The 22,064-nt window shown below is 42.1% G+C and carries 18 protein-coding genes; 11 read left to right on the top strand and 7 right to left on the bottom strand.

Annotated elements, in window-relative coordinates; translation table 11 throughout:
* Positions 1 to 41: 41 nt before the first annotated feature.
* Complete coding sequence (locus ACM0OX_RS21835) at positions 42 to 1,478, bottom strand: phosphoglucomutase/phosphomannomutase family protein (RefSeq protein ID WP_414517072.1); 1,437 nt, start codon at positions 1,476 to 1,478, stop codon at positions 42 to 44.
* 423 nt (positions 1,479 to 1,901) lie between these two features.
* Positions 1,902 to 5,231, bottom strand: coding sequence for an alpha-mannosidase (locus ACM0OX_RS21830; protein WP_414517071.1), 3,330 nt, complete (start codon positions 5,229 to 5,231; stop codon positions 1,902 to 1,904).
* A gap of 87 nt (positions 5,232 to 5,318) precedes the next feature.
* On the opposite strand from ACM0OX_RS21830, the gene ACM0OX_RS21825 reads away from it, so the two are divergent.
* From ACM0OX_RS21825 to ACM0OX_RS21810, 4 genes are all read left to right on the top strand, one after another.
* On the top strand, positions 5,319 to 6,965 hold the full coding sequence (locus tag ACM0OX_RS21825) for a hypothetical protein (protein WP_414517070.1): 1,647 nt from the start codon (positions 5,319 to 5,321) through the stop codon (positions 6,963 to 6,965).
* 122 nt (positions 6,966 to 7,087) lie between these two features.
* Positions 7,088 to 7,384, top strand: a complete 297-nt coding sequence (locus ACM0OX_RS21820; RefSeq protein ID WP_289794757.1) for a hypothetical protein — start codon at positions 7,088 to 7,090, stop codon at positions 7,382 to 7,384.
* 292 nt (positions 7,385 to 7,676) lie between these two features.
* The gene (locus tag ACM0OX_RS21815; protein ID WP_414517069.1) at positions 7,677 to 8,642 is read left to right on the top strand and encodes a class I SAM-dependent methyltransferase; all 966 of its coding nucleotides are present in this window, start codon (positions 7,677 to 7,679) and stop codon (positions 8,640 to 8,642) included.
* Between the two features lie 33 nt (positions 8,643 to 8,675).
* Positions 8,676 to 9,596, top strand: coding sequence for a lysophospholipase (locus ACM0OX_RS21810; RefSeq protein ID WP_414517068.1), 921 nt, complete (start codon positions 8,676 to 8,678; stop codon positions 9,594 to 9,596).
* 53 nt (positions 9,597 to 9,649) lie between these two features.
* Here ACM0OX_RS21810 and ACM0OX_RS21805 read toward each other — a convergent pair whose 3' ends face one another.
* The 5 genes from ACM0OX_RS21805 to arsM all read right to left on the bottom strand — a co-directional run bounded on the left by ACM0OX_RS21805 (position 9,650) and on the right by arsM (position 14,039).
* Positions 9,650 to 9,979, bottom strand: a complete 330-nt coding sequence (locus ACM0OX_RS21805; RefSeq protein ID WP_414517067.1) for a hypothetical protein — start codon at positions 9,977 to 9,979, stop codon at positions 9,650 to 9,652.
* 50 nt (positions 9,980 to 10,029) lie between these two features.
* Positions 10,030 to 10,800, bottom strand: a complete 771-nt coding sequence (locus ACM0OX_RS21800) for an SDR family NAD(P)-dependent oxidoreductase (protein WP_414517066.1) — start codon at positions 10,798 to 10,800, stop codon at positions 10,030 to 10,032.
* Positions 10,800 to 11,807 (bottom strand): arsenosugar biosynthesis radical SAM (seleno)protein ArsS, encoded by a 1,008-nt coding sequence (gene arsS / locus ACM0OX_RS21795; RefSeq protein WP_414517065.1) that lies wholly within the window; start codon positions 11,805 to 11,807, stop codon positions 10,800 to 10,802. The genes ACM0OX_RS21800 and arsS overlap by 1 nt, the downstream gene beginning before the upstream one ends.
* A 43-nt stretch (positions 11,808 to 11,850) precedes the next feature.
* On the bottom strand, positions 11,851 to 12,816 hold the full coding sequence (locus ACM0OX_RS21790) for an anion permease (protein WP_414517064.1): 966 nt from the start codon (positions 12,814 to 12,816) through the stop codon (positions 11,851 to 11,853).
* A 254-nt stretch (positions 12,817 to 13,070) separates the two neighbouring features.
* On the bottom strand, positions 13,071 to 14,039 hold the full coding sequence (gene arsM, locus ACM0OX_RS21785; protein WP_414517062.1) for an arsenosugar biosynthesis arsenite methyltransferase ArsM: 969 nt from the start codon (positions 14,037 to 14,039) through the stop codon (positions 13,071 to 13,073).
* Between the two features lie 396 nt (positions 14,040 to 14,435).
* On the opposite strand from arsM, the gene ACM0OX_RS21780 reads away from it, so the two are divergent.
* The 7 genes from ACM0OX_RS21780 (at position 14,436) to ACM0OX_RS21750 (ending at position 21,980) form a co-directional block, all read left to right on the top strand.
* Positions 14,436 to 14,627 (top strand): hypothetical protein, encoded by a 192-nt coding sequence (locus tag ACM0OX_RS21780; protein WP_414517060.1) that lies wholly within the window; start codon positions 14,436 to 14,438, stop codon positions 14,625 to 14,627.
* Between the two features lie 216 nt (positions 14,628 to 14,843).
* Complete coding sequence (locus tag ACM0OX_RS21775; RefSeq protein WP_414517059.1) at positions 14,844 to 15,734, top strand: HEAT repeat domain-containing protein; 891 nt, start codon at positions 14,844 to 14,846, stop codon at positions 15,732 to 15,734.
* 72 nt (positions 15,735 to 15,806) lie between these two features.
* On the top strand, positions 15,807 to 16,700 hold the full coding sequence (locus ACM0OX_RS21770; RefSeq protein ID WP_414517058.1) for a HEAT repeat domain-containing protein: 894 nt from the start codon (positions 15,807 to 15,809) through the stop codon (positions 16,698 to 16,700).
* 194 nt (positions 16,701 to 16,894) lie between these two features.
* Complete coding sequence (locus ACM0OX_RS21765; RefSeq protein ID WP_414517057.1) at positions 16,895 to 17,761, top strand: class I SAM-dependent methyltransferase; 867 nt, start codon at positions 16,895 to 16,897, stop codon at positions 17,759 to 17,761.
* Between the two features lie 280 nt (positions 17,762 to 18,041).
* Positions 18,042 to 19,091 carry a hypothetical protein gene (locus ACM0OX_RS21760; protein WP_414517056.1) on the top strand — a complete coding sequence of 350 codons (1,050 nt, stop codon included), beginning with the start codon at positions 18,042 to 18,044 and terminating at the stop codon, positions 19,089 to 19,091.
* Between the two features lie 13 nt (positions 19,092 to 19,104).
* Positions 19,105 to 20,622 carry an efflux RND transporter periplasmic adaptor subunit gene (locus ACM0OX_RS21755; protein WP_414517055.1) on the top strand — a complete coding sequence of 506 codons (1,518 nt, stop codon included), beginning with the start codon at positions 19,105 to 19,107 and terminating at the stop codon, positions 20,620 to 20,622.
* A gap of 140 nt (positions 20,623 to 20,762) precedes the next feature.
* Entirely contained in the window at positions 20,763 to 21,980 is a 1,218-nt protein-coding gene (locus ACM0OX_RS21750; RefSeq protein WP_414517054.1) for an ABC transporter permease, read from the top strand.
* Positions 21,981 to 22,064 lie beyond the last annotated feature (84 nt).

Here is a 22,064-nt window from a genome sequence, read left to right as displayed (position 1 = left end):
TAATTAATTCCTAACTCCTAACTCTCAACTCCTCACTAATTTTACTCCGCCCAGTGTTTCGCCCAAGCAAGAGTTTGATGCACTTGCTCAATTGTCGAGGCTTCGCAGTAGAGGCGTAAAACTGGTTCAGTCCCGCTAAAGCGAATCATTAACCAGCTTTTATCAGCTAAACGATACTTGTAGCCGTCAATTGTTTGGCAATCAATCACTGCTTTCCCTGCAATTTCCGTTAAGGGCTGGGTTTGCAATTGTTGCAAAAGACGCGATCGCACTTCCATACTTGCTAAGGGTAAATCAATGCGATCGTATGCTGAGGTAAACCCTGTTTGTTTCTGCAAATGGCGATAATATTCACCTAAATCCAAACCAGATTCTACAATCGCTTCTAGTACGTACAAGGCTGACAGTAGGGCATCACGTTCGGGAATATGGCTGCCATAGCCAATTCCCCCTGACTCCTCGCCACCCAGTAACACTTTTGCTACTAACATTCTGTCAGCGATATATTTATAACCAACCGCTGTCTCAAAGAGTGAGAGGTTATGTAGTGCTGCTACAAGGGGCATCAAGTCGGAACCACTAACAGTTTTGACTATTTCTCCAGTAAAACCGCGCCGCAGGGTTAAATGGTCGATTAATATCGGGATTAATACTTGGGAACTTAGGAAGTTGGCTTCTCCATCTACTGCTGCAATGCGATCGCAGTCTCCATCAAATACCAACCCCACCGTTAAACCTGATTTATCGGTTTCTCGGTGAGTCTTGATGACTTCAAATAGCTTTGAAAGGTATTTAGGCAAGGGTTCCGGCGCGCCGCCACCAAATAGGGGATCGCGATCGCTGTTGATTTCTTTGACTTGATTGCCTAGTAGTCTCGCCAATCCGCCAGCCGCAGCGCCATGCATGACATCGGCAAATAACGTCAATTTGCCAGATGCGATCGCTTCTCGAAGTTTGCCAATATCAACTTTACCTTCTAGCGCTTGGGTATAACTGGGCCAAGGATCGAATTTCTCTTGCTTGCCTGGGGTAGCTGCTAGTGGTACTCCCACCGACAACTGCGCTTCTATCTCTTTTGTGACTTCTGGCGGCACCGATCCACCAAAATAGCCCTTGACTTTTAAACCCAAATATGAACCAGGATTATGGCTAGCTGTAATTACCAGCGCCCCTAAAGCATTGAGTTCTTTTGCTGCCCAACTATAAGCTGGGGTTGGGGCATAGTTTTCGCTCAGTAGCACATCAAAGCCGACAGCGGTGACAGTATCGGCAACAGCACGAGCAAAGTCTTCGGCCATGAATCGGCGATCGTAACCGACAATAATTGTCCGGCTACCTACTATAGAAAAATATGTATCATATAATACTTTTGCGGCAACTGGCGCGACCAGGGCTAGACGTTCAAAGGTGAACTCGTCACCAATAACGCCCCGCCAGCCGTCTGTACCAAACTTGATTGAGTTAGCTACAACTGGCATCTAAGTATCCTAACTGTCTACTTGAGGATTCTAGCATTTATACAGTACATAAAGTAAAAAAAGAATATAGTATTAATATGTAGTAGTAATATTCGGTTGTTTCAACACAAAAGTGAGCGAATTTTTGGATGTAGAGGTGCAGTGTCTGATAGCATTTCACGAAAATCTGGAGACATATAGATTTTTCGTAGGGGTTTAGCACTACTCATTGATGTCAATTTAAGCCGAGAACTATATCGGACAGGCGTTTTGCAAATCCCTTAACCCCTTCTCCCAAGGGGGTTTCCCCCATGAGCGACTAACGAACCCCTTCGCGCAGCGTCTCCGTTAGGAGAAGGGTCAGGACTTTAGTTCTAATAATCCTTGCTTTGAGCGATGAATCGCTTACTACGAACTAGGATTTTACTTTATGTTTAATTATGCCTACCTACTTATCACCTTGAAATTGGCGATTTTCCAAGGTTGTATCATCAAGATTTGTTGCTGAGATGAAAATTCAGTACTGGTGGAACGCTCTAATAAATCTACTGGATTTCCGAGATTCAATCCTAAATCACTTTGCAAAGATAACTCGGCTGTTTCTCCGTGAGATTCATAACATCGCAGAATTAACTGCTGCGGGTCGTCTTCAGATGGCTTCAAGGCCATCAAGATTAAATTTTCAGCTGATAAATCTAGGAAACTTACTCCTTCAATAGTGCTGTTAGTGGTAGCGGAGGATTGAGCGAGTGGCCAATTGAATATCACTTGCAACGGTATATTCAGTTCATAACCACGCCGTACTGTATGGGCTGATTCCCAACTACCTGCATGAGGATACAAGGTATATTTGAACTCATGAAAACCTCGGTCAGCCTCTGAATCTGGCCAATTAGAACTGCGTAGCAGTGTTAGGCGGAGTTGATTTGGTTTGCTGTCATAACCGTATTTACAATCATTGAGCAAACTGACACCATAACGATTGGGAATTGTGGTATTTGTCTGTGTATCTTCTGCTGTTAAATCAGCCCAACGCAAAGCAGGAACTTCCCATTTTGCTTGTTCTGCGGGGGTTTGTGGTTTAGTTGGGCGGCGAATCGCGCCACAGGGAATTTCATAAGTAGCAAAGTCGGCTTCAATATTTAGAGGAAAAGCAGCTTTCACTAAGACATGATTTTCTTGCCAATTGACAGTTGTAGCAATGTTCAGCAGAGATGAACCAGCTTGCAGAATATAGTCTTGGCAAAATTCCGATTCACCCAACTGACGCAGCACGCGTACACGACTTTGCACCGGGCCTTGTTCTAACCACTGAATAGATTGAAGATTTGTTGAGGGTAAAGGATGTTGAGCATAATTGGGGTCTATATTCCAAGCATCCCAATATTGCCCACTGTCTTTAAAAGCTTGCAGTTGATTCCCCGCTCCACTTAAAACTTCTCGCTGATAAGTTTTGTCAAAAACACTTGATAAATCTCCGGTGTCAGGATCTATAACAACTCGCAAGAATTCATTTTCTAAAATCCAGTCTGGGAAAAGTGCGGGAGATGAGGGAGAGACGCGATTCATCTCGTCTGTAGTGGAGAGTGAAGGGGAAAGCCAAAATATGCGGTAGCCTACGGGTGGAATTTCGGTGGCGAGAAATAGTAGGGTTGATGGTTCAGATAATTGGGAGACAAGCTGGTTTCCAGAAGCATCGTAAATCTGCCATCCTTGGGTATTTGTTGGTGGTGTGGGTAAGGCTACAGAGATTACCTCAGAACGTTGCCAATTGAGAGAATTGAAAACAAAAATAGGTAGACTATCGGGTTTTGGTGGTTCTGATAGAGTAATGTGAGATGCGATCGCTAAAAGTGATTCCTGTAATATTTTCGTTCCCACTTGTTCCACTTGCTGCCATTGGGGCAAGGCATCTGTGTAAACTTGGGTAATTGCAGAACCAGGTAAAATATCGTGAAACTGTTGAAATAAAACTAATTTCCAAGCTGCTTCGATTTCTGCTTTCGGATATGTCACACCACAGCTTACAGTTGCCAAGGTAGCAAATAGTTCAGCTTGATATAATAAATTTTCACAACCACGATTCCAGCGTTTTTGATCGCCGTGGGTAGTGTAGCAACCGCGATGGAATTCTAAATATAGTTCGTCATTCCAAGTAGGGAATGAGGAGGTAGGGGAAGCAGGGGAAGCAGTGGGAGAATTCTGACTCCTGAATTCTGACTCCTGAATTCTGACTCCTGAATTCTGACTCCTGCCTTCTGCCTCCTGCCTTCTGCCTCCTTTACTGATTTGCTGTAAATACTTTTCAGCCGTCGTAAATTCTAAGTCTGGGAAGAAAGGTGACTTTTGCCAGCGTTGGGCGGTTTCTAACATATCACGCGTGGGGCCGCCGCCGTGGTCGCCGACACCTGGAAGCCAGAGGGATTCTGGTAAACTAGTTTGGGTTTGCCACTCAAGAGCATAAGTTGCCATTTTAACTGGGTCTATAGCTTCACCGATGGGTGCAGACATCAAACTAAAGACTTCGCTACCGTCAGGCGATCGCCACCAAAAAGCCCCATAATCAAATTTAGTAGTATCATTCCACCGCAACTTCTGCGTCACAAAATACTCAATTCCGGCATTAGCGAAAAACTGCGGTAAAGTCGCACAGAAACCAAAAGAATCTGGAACCCATTCTACAGTTGAAAACTTGCCAAATTTCTCCTGGATGTAGCGCTGACCATATAGTAGCTGACGGACTATTGATTCACCAGCAATTAAGTTGAGTTCCGGTTCCACCCACATTCCGCCGACAACTTCCCAACGTCCGGCGGCTACCTGTGCTTGAATTGCCCTAAACAAATCCGGGCGATGTTCTTCAATCCAAGCATAAAGTGCGGGAGTCGAATGACAGAAAATTAACTCAGGAAAATCTGCTTGTAACTTCAGAACCGACTCAAAAGTATTTTGCGCCGCATTCCAAGTTTCACTCACAGGCCATAACCATGCTAAATCTAAGTGAGCATGACCCAACAAGAAAATTTTAGATTTTTGATCCCCCCAACCCCCCTTCAAAAGCAGGGCTAAGATGTCGGATTGAATTAAATTTTGGCGTAGAGATAAAAACGACTTTACCAACCCTCCCTTCTCTTCCTCCGTGTCCTCTGCGCCTCTGCGGTTCGTAACCTCCCCCACCATCGCCGCCAAAACATCCAACCTCTCCGGCGCAAATTTTTCTAAATAAAGTTGCACCACAGCTAACTCATCAGCCACAAAACCCGGATCGGGATTATTATCAACATAAGACTCATAAACTAGGAGCGATCGCACTAAAGCACCATCACAATGTCCCGGACTCACTAACCGCAAAGCCACAGTGAATTCTTCCCCTGGCGTCACCCCCTGACTGAGAAGCACTCTCGGCGAACAATCAAATAAATCACCCTCCAGCACTAACTCGCCATTTACATAAATCTCAGCAGAATCCGCCCACCAAACCAACGCCAGCCGCAAAGATAACCCCGCCAAGGGATAACCGTGTAAATCTTGGGGAACCACCAATCTTTGCACTAGCCATAGCACTTTTTTCCCACCCGTCCAAGCAATATGTTCTTTAACATTCAACTGAGCAGGTTGCCAATGAGACAAATCAGCAGCTACAACATCAGTAATAACTAAGTCAGATTCCTGGTACAGCCACGTAGACTGAAGATTAACTTGACAAAAAGAGCGCAGTTGCTCAATTGCTTGTGAGATAAATTTGGTCTGGGATTGAGAGACAGTCGGGGTCATATATTCGCTAATATGAGGTGTTGGTCGTTTTTATTGTTTGGCGCGAGTCTCACAACTGAACAAGACTTGAACTAAAAAATTACTACTATGTCTTCTGGTTCCTCTGGTCGTTATCAAAGCAGACTATTTAACTTTGTCCACCAGCAATCTCGGCGGGTGACACAACAGTGGGAACACACCTTCCGGCATTTGCAAGTTGCCACTAAGTGGGGTGTCGAGGTACTACTTTACCCAGTGTATCTACTGTTTCAGTCATCTGAATCATCTGGGAAAACGCTACATACTAAAGAACCACAAACTAGATTAAAGTTACAACCAAATGATACCGATTTCCAGCCTGAAACTCTACCCAACGCTGATAGTCCCATTCAAAATGTACTAGAGGCAGTCAATTATCTGTCATCAGATGAACCCGCCTCCACTCCTACGAAAGCATCTGAATATTTTAATCCCTTGGCTTTATTGGGACTTTTTCGGCTGAAATTGGTTGAAAAGAACTCTAATCTTACTCAATCATCAAATATTACGGCTAATCAAGCTGTCAGTCTCAACCCTTCACAATTAGACAATGCCCTTCAACAGCGTCTGCCAATAGTGCGAGGAATTGCCACAAATTTGATGAATCGAAATTTAGTACTTGTTACTGCCGACAATGAAATTCTGGATATCTTAACACCCGAACAACAGGCAAAATTAGAAGACCGAATTATTAACGAAGTTGCTAATTACTGGCAGTCCTGGCGTTTAATTATAGCTAACAAAGAAACGCAGCTACTACCACAAATTGACCGATTATTAGCAAAACTCACTGACGTAAATCCAGCTAAAATTCCAGTTTTAGCCGAGGGTATACCAAAATATTTACTTAATACAGATAGATTATTAGCATTTCTAGATATAGCCATTGCTAAGTTGGAATCGAATGCTTTAGTCCCAGTGCAAGAACGTAGCCAGGAAGTTATCCAAGTTGCCCAAACTCAGTTAAACATATTTCTTTATGGCAAAGAGCAATTAGCTACAAAGGGAGAAATTGCGCCTAACGCGGATGGTTTAGAAACTCATTCACAGAATTTTCAGGCTTTGATTGAGGCGGCGCTTAATTACTTTTTTGGTGTTGGTAATAGAAAAACACTTGAGACAACAATTAGTAATGAAAAATTGCCAGGTAAACTCTTCTCGTCACGCCTTAGAAAAGCCTTATCCCAAAGCCCTCTGGGAGAGAACCAGGATTTCACAAACGATCCTTGGCTAACGTGGAATGATTTATTTGGTGACAGCGAAACCGTTGCTGACAAGCCAGTTCCAGTTACACCTTCTGGGAGGATAAATACTGCTTTAGCCCCAAGTTTATCAATAGGGCATTTTCCACAAAAGAATTTGAGTGTAAAACAACCTAAAGTCGGATCTGGTTTGGTACAAAGAAAAGAACCAAGTCGTAATCTTACCTCAAGTCGAAAAACATCTGGAAAAGTCGCCTCTGTAAAACAAAGTCGAGGTAGCATTTCCCAAACTAAAAGCGAGAGTCGTAAAGGGGAAATTTTGCAACAGCAATTTCACCAAAGCAGTCAAGTTGAGGCGCAGCCAGACTGGATAGAAACGAAAGCAACTTTAACTGGCTATGAGAAGCACCCCTTAGAGCAACTTCTGGAATGGCTTGATTATGTTATGGTCTGGCTAGAAGAGAGATTTGTAAGAATTTTTCAGTCGTTGCGGCAGCTGTGGCAGGGGAAATAATACTAATTCGTAATTCGTAATTCGTAATTCGTAATTAACACTTATCAGATTTCATCGGGGCTTACAATTTTTCAGTTTAAGGATAATTTTGATTATCTATAATGTTATTGGTGATTGTCTAAGTGAAAATTATTGTTTACTGTAAATACTTCAATTTTAAAAATCCATTAGATAAACCGAAAATTGAGACGTTTGTGGTAAATCTGCCTCAAATCCCGAAGATAGGTGAAACAATTGTAGTCGAAAGAATTTCACCCCAAAAGCAATTTGTGATTATCTTTGAATACATTGTGACAGCAGTGCAATTTAATGCATCTAGGGAATCGGTTGATGCAGCAGATGCCCAGGTAAACGCATTTTTAAACCACTGTTGGGAGGGAACATCAAATTTCAAAGTTACAAACTTTTTAGAACAGTAATCTCTCACCGCAATATATGATTGAGTAAATAACGTAACAGCTTTAATCCTGTTGGTTCAGGGTACTTGGTTGGCAACAAAGCCAGCATGGCATTTTGCAATTTTTCTAAAGCGATGTCTGTAAGGTTGGGTGGGAAGTTCAGCGCTGGCTTATTATTGTGTTTTTATACTTGTACACCCGACCGTATTTCATCGTAGTCTTATTCAACAACAGTAGAAGATTGCTGTAAAGTATAAAAAACATAGTAAACTTTAACTGCAACAGATAAAAAATAGATAATCCAATCTTTATTATGTCTAAAAATATTTCAAATAAATGTCCTATTTGTAGTCATGAAGGCATCCATATTCGTTCATTCTCTCAAAAAAATATTATGAGCGAATTAGAAGATTATTTTGCGGAAAAGCCACCAGACAAAATTGAAATAATAGACTATGAGATTCAGCAATGTAAAAATTGCTCACTTGAATATGCTTTTCCTCTAGAAGCAGGCAGCCAGTCATTTTACCAATGGGTTACTACTAGAGCAGGTTATTATCCAGAAACTAGATGGGAGTGGTTTGCCGTAATTGAGCAAATAAATAAGCGAGAAAGACAAAATTCAATTTCTGTCTTAGATGTGGGCTGCGGAGGAGGTAATTTTTTAGAAATTGCCAAAAAACTTTCCAATACTCGTATAGTTGGTTTGGACACAACTCCAGACTCGATTGAGCAATGTCAGGCAAGAGGATTTGAAGTTTACTGTGAAACAATTGAGAGTTTTTACAATAAATTTCCTAGCGAAAGCTTTAACTATGTATTGTCTTTTCATTGCTTAGAACATATTAGCCAACCAAAGCAATTTATTGCATCAATGCTTTCTGTTCTCAAACCGATGGGTAGTATATTCATCAGCACTCCTTATTCACCTATGTCGGTTGAATCAGACTGGTTTGATATATTAAATCACCCACCACACCATCTGCTACGTTTGAGTAAAAAATCTTATGAAGAACTAGCACGTCAACTAGGCTGTGAGATAAAATTTTACATGCCACCTGCAAATTCTGTTATGGCAAGAACTATAAACAATTTTAGTCTATCTAAATTTGGAAAAAATCAAACAGTATCTAAGTTGAGATTACTCCAAGAGCTAATAAAAGATCCTACTTTATTTTTGAAAATATTCTTTGAACAATTAAGGCGCCATCGAGTTAATGGAAGTATCGCAGCAGATATTGTATTAGTAGAATTAAAACTATCCTCAAAAATAGTATAGAAATTATTTAAATGTAGATAAAAAATTAACCCTATGATTGACCATAGCGATCGCATACTCTCTCATAAACAAGGTAGATTCCCAGGTGTGGGAGGACTTGAACTGTATTATCAAAGCTGGCATCCAGAGGGTAAAGTCCGGGCGATATTAGCCATTGTACATGGACTCGGAGGACACAGCGATCGCTACAGTAATATAATTGAGCAGTTGATACCCAAGCAATATGCTGTCTACGCCTTAGACTTGCGCGGTCATGGACGCTCACCGGGTCAGCAAGGCTATATCAACGCTTGGAGTGAGTTTCGTGAAGACTTGGGAGCTTTTTTACAGTTAATTCAGACTCAGAATCCTGGATGTCCAGTTTTTCTCTTGGGACACAGTTTAGGCGCGGTGATTGTCTTAGATTACATTCTGCGATATCCCCAACAAGCATCATTATTGCAGGGAGCGATCGCTCTTGCGCCAACCTTGGGGAAAGTTGGGGTTTCACCGATTCGGGTACTTTTAGGAAAAATGCTCTCACGGGTGTGGCCGCGTTTCACCCTAAATACAGGCATTGACATCAGTGCTGGTTCACGAGATCCGCAGGTTTTAGCTGCGATCGCTCAGGATACACTGCGACATACCCTTGGTACTGCCCGTCTGGCTACAGAATTCTTTGCAACAGTTGATTGGATTAATGCTCACGCAGGTGATTGGCAATTACCATTATTGATTCTCCACGGTGGCGCAGACCGAGTAGCTTTGCCTGTGGGAAGCGATATCTTTTATCAACTGGTAAACTATACAGATAAGCTGAGAATTGAGTATCCAGAAGCCTATCACGAAATTCAGCGTGACCTCAATTATCGAGAGGTAATGGCTGATTTGGAAGATTGGTTAGAGCGACACCTAGCATCTGAGGTGGTGCAGTTAGGACGGGGAAGCGCTGAATTAGAGTTTCCTAGTTCTTAGATTTCAGTACATGAGATTTTAAGAAAAAGGCGATCGCATATTAAAATGCAGAGTCAGTTATTTACATTATCTGAAAAATACGTTGCTGAAGATTGAGAGTTTTTTCCAACCAAAATAGGTTCTCCCTTTACTCCTCCACGGGTAAGAGTACAAATCTTATAAAGGTTTTCACACTCAAAGATTGCCAGAACTAGCTCTTTCCCTGTTTGGTAAAAGGATGGTAAAGGTTTCCCTACCTCGCATTCCATATCAATTTCGCGATCGCGCCACTCTAACTTCCAAATACGCTTTTCGGTTATTGGTGCTTTAAGAGACTGAGCAAGAGCGCTATATACCTGCTCTGCTTTGATATCATCCTTGGCTGCTGGGACAAAAAACTTCATAGGCTGAGGTTACAAATAACGTAAGTTTCATTAGCATCAGCGTAACGCAGTTACCAAGGCAATCTGCTCCCATCCCATGAGAAAAACTGTCCACTATCGCCTTCTTGAAGCTGTTCGATGACAGCCAATAATTGGGTAACAGTACGTTCCACTGAAAATAATTTTTCCGCAGGGACATTTCCCTGGAAAGGACGAGAAAGGCGGGTATCAGTTGTACCAGGATGCAATGTTACTACTAATGCTTTCGGACAACTTCTTTTATACTCAATTGCCGCAGTTCGCATCAACATATTGAGTGCTGCTTTAGAAGCCCGATAGCCGTACCATCCACCAAGTTGGTTATCGCCAATACTGCCCAATTTAGCAGAAATAGTGGCAAACACACTGCGATCGCCATGACGAAACAAAGGCAATAAATGTTTAGCCAGTAAGACAGCACCAATACTATTTATCTGAAAGTAGCGCAGCAAATTTTCTGAATTGATCTGTCTTAAGCTTTTTTCAGGTTGCAAAGTATCTTCATGTAACAGTCCTACACAGTTGACTACCAAATACAGTTTATCAATTTGAGTATGTATTTTTTGAACAGCTTCAATAATCTGTAACTCGTCAGTAATATCCATCTCTAAATAAATTAATCGTTCAGGATATTCGTCTGCAAGAGCTATTAACTCTAAGGCCGATTTTGGTTGACGAGAAGTTGCATAAATTTTAGCTATTCTGTCATCTTGTAGCAATTTTTTCACAAAACCCAAACCAATACCTTGGCTGGCTCCCACAATCAAAGCATTGACAGGATTAATTTCATCGATAAAAGACATTAGAGCAAAGCGCCACCACAACTAGAACCACACCCAGCAGTACAACCATAGCAATAAGCAGCAGTTTGTACCTCACTAATCAAGTCTAAATTGCCAGCTTCTAACAATTTGCCAACTGTCAAAGTTTCACCATTGCGAGTTTTTGCAGGCAAATTCATCATTTGGTTAAAGTCACAATCATATACATTGCCCAGATAGTCAATTGAAAGTTCATCGCGACACATTAAATGTTCAACTGTGCTGGGATTAAAATGCGACTCTAAAAACTGCAAATAGCTAGCGTATAGTTTTCTCCGTTCTAAATGCATTTTGGTTCTACCAACTGGTAAGTTGGTAAAGGTGAAGAGGTTGTTAAACACAATATTAAAATGTTCTTGTAAGAACATTTTGTAATCTCGTTCTAGGTTACTCTGTTCGGGAGCTAAAGAAAATTTTTCATCGGTGGGCAACTGAGGATTAAAAACCAAGTCCAAAATTAAGTTTTGGTCTTTACCATAGCCGAGTTGATTAAGCCACTGCAAAGCTTTGACTGAACTATCAAAAACACCAGTACCGCGCATTGTATCAACATTATCTGCTAGGTAACAGGGCAGAGAAGCCACAACTCTTACTTGGTGTTTAGCAAAGTATTCTGGTAAATCATCAAATCCATCTTCAAAATAAATAGTCAAATTAGACCGGGCAATGACTTGTTTACCAGTTGCTTTTGCTGCTTCTACCAGTGGCTTAAATCCATAATTCATTTCGGGTGCGCCACCAGTCAAATCCACAATTTTAATTTCGGGAAATTTATGGATTATTGAAATCAATTGTTCGCAAATTTCAGGAGAAAGTTCTTCTGTACGTTTTGGCCCGGCTTCGACATGACAGTGTGTACAAGTAAGATTACAACGCTTACCTAGATTAATTTGTAAAACAGTGATTCCTTTTTTTGTCAAAGGTGAACTGAGTTTATTTTTAAAGGCTGTAACTGCTGTATCTAGTAAAATTTTTGGTTGAGTTTGCATTAGTTACTACTCCTAAAAAATTGCACAACAATATTCAATTTTTCTAACCTTGCAATAATCTGTAGGTTATTGCACTAATAATTGCAGCAGTTGGTAAAGTTAAAATCCACGATAGTAGAATCTGATAAAAAACACGCGTATTAGATTTAGATTTTTTGCTAATTAATCCTACACCAAAAATAGAACCTACTGAAGTGTAAGTGGTAGAAACTGGAAGCCCAAACCGAGTAGCTGCAATCACCAGAACCCCAGTTACTATATTTGCTGATAGTCCTTGAGTATGATTCATTGAGGTAATCTTTTCACTCATGGTTATTGCAACTTTTTGAGAGTTAAGTAAACCGCCAAGTGCCATTGCGATCGCTATCACGATCGCTCCTCCCTGAATCGAGAAATATTCAATAATTAGGATGAGTGAAACAATCTTAGGAGTATCATTTAATCCTCTAGCAAAACTGATAATTCCAGCACTGACAAAATGGCAACTATCAATCATTTTTTGGTTGACTGGTAGATGCCATTTTGAATTAATATAGCCAGATAAGCTGTAAATTCCTGCTCCCAAGGAAATAGCAATGAGTGGACTGAGTAATAAAGGCAAAATAAAGGAAGTTCCTAAAGCGGCAAAATTAACTTGTAGTCCGATCGCAACTAATCCAGCGCCAACTAGCGCACCTGTTAAACTGTGAGTTGTGGAAATGGGAAACCCCATGAGAGTGGCAATGAGTACAGTCAATCCAGTAGCGATCGCTACTGCAAGATGAAACTCTGGAGAATTAGCGATCGCATCAGGTAATAGTCCTTTTCCAGAGAAGTTTTTAATTAATGCTCCTGCTAAAAAAGTAGCAGTTATTGCACCAGCAAAAGTTGTAAAAGTTGCCCACAAAATTGCTGTTTGATAACTGCTAGTTCGGCTACCAAACAGCGTCGCTACACCTTTAAAATTATCATTTGCTCCATTTGAATATGCTAAAAAAAGCGTAGCTAAAAACAGACTAATTAACAACATTTTGGAGTTTATAAAGAAGAAAGAAGTCAGAATCTAGAATTCAGAATGTAATTCGTGAAATATGCAAATTGTGCATTCATTACCCAGCGATGCACTGAGCTTGTCGTACCCCTCCGGGGAAACAAGCTACGCAAAGCGTCTGTCTGCGACACGCTGCGCGAACGTAGAGAAGTGTCGCACAGAACCATTCTGTTAGCGGATAGCTAAGGTTTAGCCCATTCTGACTCCTGACACCTGAATTCCTTCTGAATAAATTAACAGCAGCCACCACCGCTATAATGCCAGGTTGAATTGGTAACAATTATTTCTGCTGGCTTACTAGCAGCAAGTTTAGCAGCCGTTTTATCACACACCGCAGCCGGAATACCTAGCTGAAGTAGATGGCCTGCCAAATCGTCAAAGAAGGGTTCAGTACCAGCATAAATTGCTGTTTTTCCAGTAAAAATGCAAGCACCATCTTCTGGAATTACAACCTTAAATGAAACAGAATCCAGACTTTCTAAAAGTAGGTTTTCTTCTAAATTATAAGTATGGGCATCTAGTAAGCGATAGGGACGACGGGCACGAATTTCAACTTGACCAAAACCAGCATTTATAATTCTTTCAGTATACTCTTGATATGTGAGTGCGCCTGATAAACACATGGCTCTCAGTCGTTCATCTTGTTGAAGATGTGCTGGAATAGGACGAGTAGCAATTGGATCGCTCATCTGCAAGCGTCCACCTGGCTTTAATACCCGATATGCTTCTTTTAAAGCACGAGTTAAATCTTCTGGTTCAAAGATGTTGAAAAGGCAATTTTGTGCCACGATATCAACGCTAGCATCAGCAACAGGTAAATTAAAAGCATCACCTTCGCGGATTTCGACAAAGCTGGTGTTAAACCAGGGGTTTTCTTGAGCAGCAATTTCCAAATTACGTGCAGCTGCTTCCCGCATAGCGCCAACCGGTTCAACGGCAATTACAGCACTTGCATAACGTGAAAAATAAGCGAATTGCAACGCTTCTAAGCCGCCACCAACGCCGACGTACAGCACAGTAGGTTGGTTTCCTAGTTCGGTGGGGTGAACAGTGGTGCCACAACCATAATTCATTTCCTGCATTGGCAAAGGAATTTTCAATCCTGGTAGTTGCAGGGGCGTACTTTGTACACAACAAAGTCCAACTTGCGGGGTTTGGGCAACTTCGCGGTAGAACTGCGCTGCTGTTTCTAGATAGGTCATGCCACTTTGAGTTTTGGATTTTGGATGATTACAGCTTTGTGCATCCTAATATAATTAACCCTGAGTTGGATGAATTTTTGCTGAGATTGCCAAAAACTTCAAATCCTAGCCATTCTCATTAGACATCTGGTGAAATTAAATATGTGTTACCCAGAAACCTTGTAGAGACGTAGCAGTGCTACGTCTCTACTCTACTTTTTTACCAGATGTGTATTATGAGATTTGCATATTTCCTGATGGTACTGATAACTATTCTCATAACGATAATTGCTGATATAGAGCTTTGTTATTGCTCATTGTCATGAGTCGCGATCGGGTAATTGTGAATAGGGTCGATTTGAGAAGTGAATAAACTTATGCCACTCCTACCAATTAAGAATCAGAGGGAAGGCAAATATGCCATTACCTTCAGTTCAAGTAAAACCACCAATAATTTCTCAAAGGAGAACTCAAATGTTGAACAAGAAAAATACGAATGGTTTGCTTCTGGAAGATTTAGAAGAAGTAGTAGCCCCCCCAAACTCTGGTGATGGAACTCTTTGGTTCCCAGCTATTATTCTCTTAATCTTAGTTGGCGGTGCTGAGTAACAGTTTTTAGGTGAACACTACTGACTCTCAGTAGTTAATTTTGAAGCCCAGCCAGTTTCACGAAAACCAATTCCTCATGAAAGTGGCTGGGTTCCCTGAGATTGATGCCTAGTAGTGTATGTAGTCACAGGTTAAGTTTAACTACATAAAGCCAGGTTGATGTCTGAGAGATTGGCTGTGCGTAGAGTTTTTTCGAGTTTGTCACTAAGGAGTCTTATGAATTCACGCAGAAATTCTTCCCCTGTATCTATAACGTCCGGTGAACGTCTCAAAGCTGTTCCAAAGCTAGCAACTTTTGTTGAGCAGATCGAAAGGTTCACATCGGTTGACGATCCTGAAGCGTTTTGGCAATGTGAGCCTTACTTCAGAGAACTCCTGCAATCAAATTTTCTTAAGGATGTCTTAAACTACGAAATGGCGAGGTTCGTCGATGACGAAACCTATTCGCCCGATGGGACTTCTGAAGTGGAAATGTTAATTTTGCGCTCAGAAAACTTTTCTTTAGTAATGAAGTTACTAGACCCTAGCGCAATCTTGACTAATTATATTTACAGTATTAGTCAGCATTACATGGTTGGCATCGTTGACTTCAGTGGAAGTGGCGTAGCTACTTTAGATACTTTTGAGCAACCAAATCCCGATCCAATTGAGATATTTGATCGAAAAAAACGTGTTGTGGACAAAGGAAGTCGCATACTTGAATCAGGAGATGTTGGCTTGTTTCGTGCTCCAGTGGATATATTTCGCGTTCGACCACCTGAGAAGCCATTAATATTGGTTGTCTTTACATCAAAGACTGTAGCGCCTCTACTTTGGGAGTACGATAGTTCCACACTTTTTCCGACGAGAGCTATATCTGCAGATTTTTTGTCGTCACGTTTGGAATACACAGCGTGGATGCTTTCTGAACTTGGTGATGATACATCAATACCTGCATTGAAAACCCTTCTAGAACACGAAGACCATTATGTGCGATGGGCAGCTATTCGGAGTGTCGCACGGCTGGACTTCACACAAGGGGTGAATTTGCTCCATACTGCTTTAGAAGATCCTCATCCTCATATCAGAAATGCTGCACGGCGATCGCTAGATAAGCTTCCAGCTTAAAACAGGCTTGTTCAGAATAATGTGTCGGCGCACAAGATATAAAAACGAACTACAATCTCATGGAGTTTACCTGTGGCTATAACTATCGATATCAACACTGACAAGTCTATCAACTTGGAAGAATATATTGAGTACATATCATCAACTGTGGATCTTAAGGACTTAGATAGCATCATAGAATCGGCTGAACATTTGAAGGCGCTAGCAAATAATCGACACTTTCTCATCAAAAGATTCAACCGCGAACTGTTGGAATGGAATAATTTCCAGACGACCAACTCCTACTCATCACAGACGTTGATGTTAGGTAATGGAAAGGGTTTTTTTGTGCGGGCTAATATGTGGATGCCACCATCTAAAGTACCTGAAGATAGAGAGTGGCAAAATAAAGTATTTTCTTATTTATTTCCCCATGACCATAACTTTTCGTTCTTGACTGTAGGTTATTTAGGTTCGGGATATGGAACAACGATATATGAATACGATTCCGAAAAAATTATTGGTGTTCCTGGCGAAAAGGTCAATCTTCGTTTTCTAGAACATACTTTTCTACCTGAAGGCAAGATAATGCTTTATCGTGCTTCTCGCGATGTTCATTCTCAAGAGCACCCGCAGGAATTTTCAATTTCATTAAATTTGATGATTGTATCACCTGAGATAAACATAAATAATCAGTATTCGTTCGATTTAAACGCGGGAACAATTACTGATTATGTCAAAAATCCTGGTACAGGCCGCGTGATGCTCTGTCACCTTGCTCGGTACATTGGTGACAGCACAACTGTCAATACCCTTGAGTCCTTAGCGATGCGGCATAGTTCTCCGCGATTGCGTGCCACTGCGTATGATTCCTTAGCGGTTTTGGAGAAGAATTCTGCCCTAGAAATTTGGCAGCAAGCATTGCAGGATAAGCATTTTTACGTCCAACATGTGGCGCAGACTGCACTCAAAGACTTGGACAGATAGTTGAGCGCTAAAAATTGTGAGTCTTAGGTATATGGCAAATGTTAAGAGTAGGTAATTTGACTACCTAATTAGCATTGTTAGATCAGGAGTTACGCGTTGCAAAACAGATTCTAAGACTCTATCTGAACTAATTTCATCCTCGGTGGGGTTGTTTCCACCATAATTGACTCTCTTGGAATGATGGACGAAAACAGATGAGTACTTCTTCTCCGATTGAAAATATTTCTGATACTGCCCGTTTAGTAGCTACTTATCGCGCGATGGAAAGCGATCGTCCAGACGCTCTTTTCCAAGACCCCTTTGCTCAGATTTTGGCTGGAAAGCGCGGTGAAGAGATAGTGCGGACAATAGGACGCCAAAAATCTAAAGCGTTGGCAATCGCGGTTCGCACCTATGTCATTGACGAGATGATCTTACATCTGATTAAAAAAGAAGGTGTTGATACTGTGCTTAACCTGGCTGCTGGACTTGACACTCGCCCATACCGACTGTCCTTACCTTCATCGCTTCGCTGGATTGAAGTTGATTTCCCAGCGCTCCTTTCTTACAAAGAACAGAAACTTGCCCACGAGCGCCCGATGTGTTCTCTGGAATTAGTTAAGTTGGATCTCACGGATATTGCTTCTAGGAACGCTCTATTGTCTAGGGTTAGCACTGAGGCAAAACAGGTGCTTGTAATTACCGAAGGACTTCTTGCCTATCTAACATACACTCAAGTGGCTTCGTTGGCTGCTGGCTTGCAAGCACATTCCAACTTCCGTTGGTGGCTGTTTGAGCTAATGTCACCGTTGGCATTGAAAGGCGTTCATCAGACGAAATACAGCAAATATTTTGCAGATGGTAATGCCAAAATGCAATTCGCCCCTAATGAAGGGATCGAATTTTTCCAGCGTTACAGTTGGAAGGTTGCTGAATTTCATTCTTTATGGGAAGAAGCACACCGCCTTAACCGCGAAACAAAGCTAGGTTGGCTGTTGCGTTTGCTGGGTTGCTTCTGGGTAAAAAAGTATCGGGAAATCTTTTACAAGATTGTCAGTATTGTCTTGCTTGAGCAAGCATGACATTTCTTCTAGGCTGTTTCTGAACAAAAATTAAGGTTACAGAAACCGGGTTGATTTTTGGATTGCAAACCAGTTTCTTGTTATGAGCTGTTCCATATTTAAATTGCATAAGCTGGGCGGGCAAGATGCCCACCCCACAAGAGTTATGTTTAATTTGATTATGCAAATTAGATGTTTTTTAGCTTAGAACCCAGAAAGAACCGATTTCTTGGGGTTATTCATAATAATTTACTAACAGCTTTTTAGATAATGGCGAGTTCATCACCACTCGCTTAAGTATATGAATGATAACTTTTATTTAGCAAACATTCGCCAGCCTCAAATTTCTCTGAAAAGGCGGCTGGTTGGGATTTCGGGTCTAGCGCTGGTCATACTGATTCTTATTTTCCGGTTTGTTTTCCCTGACGCGATTTTCTTTGCTCGCACAGGCGTATTCTGGGCAAGCTTTTTGGTGTTTGTTATCTGCTTTTCACGCATTATTTTCACCTTAGTTGATGTCTGCTACGCCCGTTTACCTTGGACTCGAATCATCATACCTGCGGTTATCTTCCTCGAACTAGGACTCCTTCTTTTCGGCAAAGCTTCACGAGAAATTACCGCCGGAGTGATAGCCGTCGTAGAGATTCTTTTAATTTTAGCTGGCATTTTTGTTGCCATGCGCCAACGCCACGATCGAAAAGCCGAAGAGCCAAGAGAAATTGCCATTATGAAGGTTTTGTTTCTCTTTTTGCCAATAGCGCTCGCAAAATGGACAGCATATGAAATTGTAATTATTGGTTCTGCTGTATATGCAATTTTACATAGGTTTAGTATCCCCGATAAAACGGGTTATGGTTACGTAAAAAACTCTAATTTTCGGTTTTTGAGCATTACTTTGCTGATTAGCTTAATTCCTGAACTTCTTTTGTTCCAGAGCTTAATCCGAATTAATTTTACAATCCTCGGAGTTCTACTTTTTCTAGCGCATCTATGGACAATTTTGTGGACACTTGGCATCTATGTAACAATGAAGCGCCGCCCCCACCAAATTACCTCCACAGAAATTCAAATCAATCGTGGCATACTTAGTCATACTCGATTTCCAACTACAGCAGTAGAAACAGTTCGCCCGTTAGTAGCTAATTTCATACCTTGCCGTACTCTCAACAAGGATGTTGCCTTTTTTACTGTTAAAGGGTCGCCAATCGTCGAAATCACTCTCAATAGACCTGTCGCAGTTTTTAGTCTCTTTGGCAAATCAGAGCATCAAGCCAAGCGTCTTTTTGTTTCAGCTAACAACCCCGGCGAATTTTGTCAGGCAATCTTATCGGAAATTGACCTTTGTTCGTAAAGCATCTCCAACTATGCAAATTTCCTTCAAAAAACTTTTTTACTACATTCACAAAGAAAAAGAAAATATTTCTCACTCAAAAGAGACGGGAAAATCCTTCTTGGGCAAGCTCAACCAACCTGCTCCTCGCTTCCTTGGGCTGATGGCATCTAGCATACTAGTCATTTCTGCTGCTAGTTACTCGATCGTAAATCGGGCGACGCCTAAATCAGATATTGCTCAACTCACCGTATCAGTACAATCAAAAAACCTTATTTTAAGTATTATCGCCAGTGGCAAGGTGGTACCGGCTCAAAGCGTCAATCTCAGCCCTAAAACATCTGGGCGACTGGTAGAGTTGCGCGTCGAGCAGGGAGAGCGGGTGGAACAAGGACAAATAGTTGCGCGTATGGATGATGCGGAGCTTCAAGCACAACTGTTTCAATCTCGTGCTAACCTAGCGCAATCCCAGGCACAGCTAACCCAAGCCCGTATTGGCAGCCGTCCCGAAGAAATTGCTCAAGCCAGAGCGCGTCTGGCACAAGCCCAAGCCAAACTGGCTTTAGCTCGTGCTGGGAGTCGTCCAGAGGAAATTGGACAGGCTAAAGCCAAGGTGGAAGAGGCTAAAGCCAAGGTGAAACTGACAAGCGAACGCCTGAAACGTTATCGTTATTTAGTCCAGCAGGGGGCAATTGCACAGGACAAGCTGGATGAATTATTATCTGACGCTCGCAGCGCCACAGCCACCCTCAAAGAAGCACAACAACGGTTGTTGCAGTCTCTAAAGGGCACTCGTTCGGAAGAAATTGACCAACAGCAAGCAGCTGTTATAGAAGTACAGCAAGCGTTGAAGCAGGCAAAGAACGGGTCTCGTCCAGAGGAAATTGCTCAACGGCAAGCGGCTGTTGCTGTTGCCCAAGGGCAGCTCAAGGCTGTTGAAGTCCAGCTGCAAGATACGATTATCCGCGCTCCTTTCTCTGGGATTGTGACGCAGAAATATGCGACAAAGGGGGCTTTTGTGACTCCGACAACTTCTGCTTCTAGTACTGCTTCTGCAACCTCGACTTCGATTGTAGCGATCGCACGAGGATTAGAGATTCTTGCTCAAGTTCCAGAGGTCGATATTGGACAAATTAAGCAGGGACAGATAGTAGATATTATGGCGGATGCCTATCCCGATAAAGTCTTTAAGGGTCGCGTTCACCTGATTTCGCCGGAAGCTGTGGTCGAGCAAAATGTCACGTCCTTTCAGGTGCGGGTTGCTATTGATACTGGTCAAATAGAATTGCGCTCTGGTATGAATGTAGACCTGAAGATTGTCAGCGAAAGCGTGAAAAATGCTCTGGTAGTACCTACTGTAGCGATTGTTACTCAACAAGGAAAAACCGGAGTGCTGGTAGCAGATCAGAAAAATAAACCCCAGTTTCGCCCTGTGACAACTGGACCGACTCTCGAAGACCAAACTCAGGTTTTGCAAGGATTACAAGGGGGTGAAAAGGTGTTCATTGATCTGCCTAAAGGGCAAACCACGGATTTGGGTAAGAGTGAATAACGCAGGCACACGGGGACACGGGAACGTGGTAAAAATTTATCTCCAAGTCTCCTCTGAACCTAGTCAATCTAAACCCGATACACAAGCGTGCCATTCATTAGAACTGCTACATTTCTACTTATTAAAATTTAAAACTGTTTATGAATATTGCAGAAATTATTAAAATAGCGGTCTCTACGCTGTTGGCAAACAAACTCCGCAGCAACCTGACGATGTTGGGAATGATTATCGGCAATGCTTCGGTGATTGCAATGATTGGTGTGGGACAAGGAACGCAAAAGTCTGCCACCAAGGAGTTTGAGTCCTTAGGGCCAAATATGTTGTTTGTGATTCCCGGCTCTAGCCAAACTCGCAACACTAATTTCGATAATCCGAGAACGCTGGTGTTGGAAGATGCCAAGGCGATCGCTGCTCAAGTGCCTTCGGTCAAAAAAGTCGCTCCCCAGATTAACTCCAGAAAATTGCTTACTTACCGCAATAAAAACTCTAAAAATCAGGTTATAGGTACAACGCCAGCATTCTTGTCGGTGAAAAGCGTTAATGTCGCCAAAGGGCGATTCATCACCGACATAGACCTGAAGCGGAATAACCAGGTAGTGGTACTGGGAGCAAAACTAGTAAAAAAAATATTCAATAATCAAGACCCCATCGGTAAGCAGGTGCGAATTGAAAATGTCAGCTTTCAGGTAGTTGGCGTCATGGCATCTAAAGGTTCCCTTTTGGAACCAAACCAAAACGAAACTTTTTATATGCCCCTGACTACCATGTCTAACCGCCTCATTGGGCGAACTTCTCCTTACGGCGTTGAGGTAAGCTTAATTGCTGTCTCTGCCAAAAATGAAGACAGCATTCGGGCAGCTCAGTTTCAAATCGGCAACCTACTGCGGTTGCGGCACAAAATCACTGGCGAGGATGACTTTAGCATCCAAGCTCAGAAAGATATCTTGCAGACTGTCAACACAATTGCCGGGTCACTGACTATTATGTTAGTTGCGATCGCTGGTATCTCACTGCTAGTGGGAGGCATTGGCATTATGAACACTATGCTAGTCTCTGTAACTGAACGTACCCAAGAAATCGGACTGCGTAAGGCAATCGGTGCTACTCAGCAAGACATTTTGTTTCAGTTTACAGTCGAGGCGGTGCTGCTGTCGGTAGCTGGTAGTTTACTAGGAACTGCCTTGGGCGTCAGTAGCATTTTATTGGTTGGAAGACTGACACCATTAGCGACTTTTGTTTCACCAGTAGCGATCGTTTTGGCGGTCAGTGTTTCAGGTGGTATCGGTTTATTCTTTGGCGTGACTCCAGCCCGCCGTGCTGCCCAACTCGATCCAATTGTTGCTCTTAGAAGTGCTTAAACGTGACTCAGCAAATAAACTCAATAGACCTGACTTTTCCCGTTAAGTCTCGAAAAGCTTGCTGGCAAAGGATTTAAGAAATAG

The sequence above is a fragment of the Nostoc sp. PCC 9305 genome (genome assembly GCF_963920915.1).
Taxonomy (GTDB): domain Bacteria; phylum Cyanobacteriota; class Cyanobacteriia; order Cyanobacteriales; family Nostocaceae; genus Nostoc.
The sequence above is the reverse complement of the archived record's forward strand: the minus strand, read 5'-3'. Positions and strand labels throughout refer to the sequence as shown.

Bases quoted from the DNA above. Each gene is read 5' to 3' on its own strand.
- ACM0OX_RS21835 (WP_414517072.1), bottom strand. From the start codon at position 1,478: ATGCCAGTTGTAGCTAACTCAATCAAGTTTGGTACAGACGGCTGGCGG.
- ACM0OX_RS21830 (WP_414517071.1), bottom strand. From the start codon at position 5,231: ATGACCCCGACTGTCTCTCAATCCCAGACCAAATTTATCTCACAAGCA.
- ACM0OX_RS21825 (WP_414517070.1), top strand. From the start codon at position 5,319: ATGTCTTCTGGTTCCTCTGGTCGTTATCAAAGCAGACTATTTAACTTT.
- ACM0OX_RS21815 (WP_414517069.1), top strand. From the start codon at position 7,677: ATGTCTAAAAATATTTCAAATAAATGTCCTATTTGTAGTCATGAAGGC.
- ACM0OX_RS21810 (WP_414517068.1), top strand. From the start codon at position 8,676: ATGATTGACCATAGCGATCGCATACTCTCTCATAAACAAGGTAGATTC.
- ACM0OX_RS21805 (WP_414517067.1), bottom strand. From the start codon at position 9,979: ATGAAGTTTTTTGTCCCAGCAGCCAAGGATGATATCAAAGCAGAGCAG.
- ACM0OX_RS21800 (WP_414517066.1), bottom strand. From the start codon at position 10,800: ATGTCTTTTATCGATGAAATTAATCCTGTCAATGCTTTGATTGTGGGA.
- arsS (WP_414517065.1), bottom strand. From the start codon at position 11,807: ATGCAAACTCAACCAAAAATTTTACTAGATACAGCAGTTACAGCCTTT.
- ACM0OX_RS21790 (WP_414517064.1), bottom strand. From the start codon at position 12,816: ATGTTGTTAATTAGTCTGTTTTTAGCTACGCTTTTTTTAGCATATTCA.
- arsM (WP_414517062.1), bottom strand. From the start codon at position 14,039: ATGACCTATCTAGAAACAGCAGCGCAGTTCTACCGCGAAGTTGCCCAA.
- ACM0OX_RS21780 (WP_414517060.1), top strand. From the start codon at position 14,436: ATGCCATTACCTTCAGTTCAAGTAAAACCACCAATAATTTCTCAAAGG.
- ACM0OX_RS21775 (WP_414517059.1), top strand. From the start codon at position 14,844: ATGAATTCACGCAGAAATTCTTCCCCTGTATCTATAACGTCCGGTGAA.
- ACM0OX_RS21765 (WP_414517057.1), top strand. From the start codon at position 16,895: ATGAGTACTTCTTCTCCGATTGAAAATATTTCTGATACTGCCCGTTTA.
- ACM0OX_RS21760 (WP_414517056.1), top strand. From the start codon at position 18,042: ATGAATGATAACTTTTATTTAGCAAACATTCGCCAGCCTCAAATTTCT.
- ACM0OX_RS21755 (WP_414517055.1), top strand. From the start codon at position 19,105: ATGCAAATTTCCTTCAAAAAACTTTTTTACTACATTCACAAAGAAAAA.
- ACM0OX_RS21750 (WP_414517054.1), top strand. From the start codon at position 20,763: ATGAATATTGCAGAAATTATTAAAATAGCGGTCTCTACGCTGTTGGCA.